Here is a 3,627-nt window from a genome sequence, read left to right on the forward strand (position 1 = left end):
GTCGATGTAATGTAAATATACATTCGCCAACAAGGGAGAAATGATTCCTCCTTGAGGAGAACCGGATAAGGATTCGTATTTGACCCCATCTTTCATGAAGCCGGCTTTCAACCATTTGTTAATGGTTAAGAGGACTTTATTCTTTCTGATGAACCGATTTAAGGTTCTCATGAGAATCTCATGATTAATCATATCAAAGTAGCCTTTCAGGTCGATTTTGATAATGTAATCAATTCCTTTAAATCTTTGTTTGACACGTTTAATGGCGTCATGACAAGATTTTTTGGTTCTAAATCCCAAGCTCCATTCTGAAAAAATATTTTCAAAATAGGGAGTTAAGAGTTGTTCGAGGCATTTTTGTATTAGCCGGTCTTTGATAGTAGGTAGCCCCAAGGGTCTGGTTCTTTTATTATCACTAGGAATGAGAATTCTTTTAACTGGTTTGGGGTTATAACCATTATTGACGTATTCCTGATGGTATCTTTCTAGTCTTTCTAGATTAACCCCATCAATGGTTTCATTGTCCACACCTGGTGTGCCCGCCCTTTTGTTAGTAGCAATTTTATTAAATGCTGTTAACGTTTTATAGAAGTTATTCATTCCTTGTTGCAACTCTCTTTTTAAGGAGTAACCATTTGATGAACGATGTTGAATTCTATTCAATGTTCGCGAAAGTTTAGTTTCTAGTGAAACGGTTGTTGACATTGTATATCAACCCCTTCCTTGATACCATTGAATAAATAATAAATTACTTTCTTCTTTCGCCCTATGAGAGTCATTAACTCTCTTCTCGGTAAGCTGATTAACTAAATTATTCCAAATTTAGGTTTACCCTTACGACTACTCAGAAGATGCTTTATCCTTGACCATCCGGGCTTTTATTTCCAGATTAGTAAAATTAATTACTTAGTTTTAGGATTCTCCAAGTTACACTAAATTTCTACCTTAATTCTTTAGGGGAAGTATCCTCTTTAGGAGGCTGATTCCAGGTTTCCTTATATGATAAACTACCCAATACAAATGCTATATATTAGTAGGCTCTGGACTGTCCGTTTAAGCAACTTCCGGAGCAGGTTTGGCTATTACATCAATTTTCCTTCTTAGGCCATTGCAGGCTTCTCCGTAGAATTATTCGGTTGCGGAGTCCTCTTGACTAATTTGCTTTTGTCGCAACCCGCTTTTATGGTCTGCTATAATCCAACATCCTTTCGTTTGCTGAACCGACCATTTCCTTTCAGGGTTTATCGGCCCTGGCTATTGGTTAGATAGCGCGAAATTTAGGCATCTTTGGCGCCCGCATTTGAGCCACCATATTTAAAGATTCAGTAGCGCCTTTAGTGAAAATAATTTCTTCAGGATGAGAATTTAAAAATGTCGATATATCTTTTCGAGTTTGTTCAATTAAGAAATTACTCTGCATAGCTAAATTAGAAGAAGAACGGATATTCATACCATTGTTATTATAAAAATTTTGTAATTCTTCAATAACCATTTTTGGCTTTAAAGTAGTTGCTGCTGAATCGAAATAAATTAAATTAGGATTTTTTTTAAAAATAGGGAAATAATCACGAAATTGATTAACCATATCAAAATCTATCTTTTTATTTATCAAATTTATTTAATATATCATATTTAAGTTGTTCCGGATTTCCAACTATAATATAGTCATAATTAGGTTGACCTGTTTGTAATAAAGTTTGTTGAACTTTTTTATTTCTTAAAAACCATTGCATTGCTTGAATATTTTGATTATTTTGGCAATTTTTTTTAGCAGCCAAAATGATAGCATATGATGAAAAAACAATATCTGTAGGTTCTTCGTTTTCGTTAATTCCTAAACCAATAGAACCTAAACGTAAAAAATTATTATTTTGTCTCATTAATCCCGGACAATTAATAGCTAAATCATATTTGTTATAATCATCAAATAATTGAGCTACTTTAAAAATATTATCTGTTTTAATAAATTGTAAATTCGAAATATTTTCAATATCTTCTAAAGACAAATTATATCCTTTTTTTTGAATAATTTGTTCGTTAATTTTAATTAAATTTAATTTTCTTAACAATAATAGTGAACGTGATAAATCACATGGAGCTGTGAATAAATCATTAAAAGGAGCAAAAAGAACTCGAGCATTTTTTATTTTTTTTACATCTTCTAAATTTTTAATTTTTAAAGGACTGTTTTTGTGCGAATATAAACCATATTTAGGATGAAAAAATGGTTCAATCATTTCTAAACGTTCTAAAGGTTCAGGAATAAAATAATGATTATAAGCTTTCATAGTATGGAAATTATTAGCAATATTAAAATCAATAATCCCCTCTTTTAAAGCATCATTACAATTGACTTGATATTTTTCTTTTAATTGATTTTCATCGAAAATTTGTAATTCAAAACCAATTTGATTAATTAAATGTTTATTTTTTTGTAAAGTTTCTAAAGTAGATGGAAAATTAGTAGCTATTTTGATAATTTTTTTTAATTTTGTTTCGCAATTGCATGATTGACAATTAAACATTTTTTCAATGGACCTTCTTCTATTTTTATATTTTCTTTATAACCAATTTCGTACAATTCGGTCTTTAAGTTTTTCTGGATCAGAGATCATTACATAATCAATTTCTCCGTTAGTTGTTTGATTAGCATGAAATTTTTTAACTTCTGGATTTTGTAATATTTGTTGTAATAATTTAATTTCTTTACTATTTTCATTGCTTTGGCGCGAAATTAAAGCTATAGCGTATGATTCTACTAATTCATCTTGAGGCTCTTGATTATCAGAAATATTCGAACCAATTCGAATAAAATCTTCATTATATTTCATAAAAGCTGGCCAATTAGCCATTAAATCGAATTTGTCTGGTTGTTCGAATTGATAAGGTATTTGCGAAGTTTTAATAAATTGTAAATTATATGGATTACTGATATCTTCCAAACTAATAGCTAATTTTTTAGTTTTAATAATATGTTCTGGAATGTTGATTAATCCTAAATTTTTTAATAATAAAAGTGAACGAGACATATCGCACGGCTGAATAAAAGCAAAAGACACGGCCAATAATACTTTTAAATTTTGATATTTTTTAACTGTTTCTAAATTAGTTAATTGTTTTGGATTTTTACGATTTATATATAAACCATATTTAGAATGATAAAAAGGTTGTATATAAGAAAATAATTCTTTATTTTGTTTTTTTAAAAATTCATTATAAGCTTTAAAAACATGTACATTAGTATAAATTAATCCATCTATAGAGCCGTCGGATAATTTATCAATACTTTCTTCCGTCCAATCTGTTTTAATAACATGCAAATCTATTCCTTGATAAAAATAAATCTCTTTAGCTTTATTTAAAGTATTCAGTACGGCTTGTATCGGACTAGCCACTTTTATGGTTTGTAATTGGGATTTAGCAAAATTCATATTTTGTTCTTTCTAAACAATTAAAAAACAATATCTGTTTTATAAAATATTTTAATTAATAAAAATACAGATAGATTAATTGCGTTTTATGCAGCGATTTATATTTGCTGTTTTATTTACAATCAGCCCCCGTCCAAACCGGACAAGCAAGTTTCCCAGCATCCGGCTTTCCCTAATTTACTCTCTCTCAAGAACT

General features: G+C 29.5%; 4 protein-coding genes. All 4 read right to left on the reverse strand.

The window, feature by feature from the left end; genetic code table 11:
- On the reverse strand, positions 1–705 hold a 705-nt coding region (locus tag OC698_RS02710), incomplete at its 3' end, for a reverse transcriptase domain-containing protein (RefSeq protein ID WP_304513170.1).
- A gap of 556 nt (positions 706–1,261) precedes the next feature.
- Positions 1,262–1,585, reverse strand: coding sequence for an aminotransferase class V-fold PLP-dependent enzyme (locus OC698_RS02715; RefSeq protein ID WP_304513171.1), 324 nt, complete (start codon positions 1,583–1,585; stop codon positions 1,262–1,264).
- Positions 1,586–1,601: 16 nt separating this feature from the next.
- Positions 1,602–2,525 (reverse strand): MetQ/NlpA family ABC transporter substrate-binding protein, encoded by a 924-nt coding sequence (locus OC698_RS02720; protein WP_304513172.1) that lies wholly within the window; start codon positions 2,523–2,525, stop codon positions 1,602–1,604.
- A gap of 36 nt (positions 2,526–2,561) precedes the next feature.
- A complete protein-coding gene (locus OC698_RS02725; RefSeq protein ID WP_304513173.1) occupies positions 2,562–3,431 on the reverse strand; it encodes a MetQ/NlpA family ABC transporter substrate-binding protein in 870 nt (289 codons plus the stop codon).
- Positions 3,432–3,627 lie beyond the last annotated feature (196 nt).

This window comes from Candidatus Phytoplasma gossypii (assembly GCF_030586975.1).
Lineage (GTDB): Bacteria > Bacillota_I > Bacilli_A > Acholeplasmatales > Acholeplasmataceae > Phytoplasma > Phytoplasma citri.

Coding starts and splice junctions, on each gene's coding strand:
- OC698_RS02715 (WP_304513171.1), bottom strand. CDS start 1,585: ATGGTTAATCAATTTCGTGATTATTTCCCTATTTTTAAAAAAAATCCT.
- OC698_RS02720 (WP_304513172.1), bottom strand. CDS start 2,525: ATGTTTAATTGTCAATCATGCAATTGCGAAACAAAATTAAAAAAAATT.
- OC698_RS02725 (WP_304513173.1), bottom strand. CDS start 3,431: ATGAATTTTGCTAAATCCCAATTACAAACCATAAAAGTGGCTAGTCCG.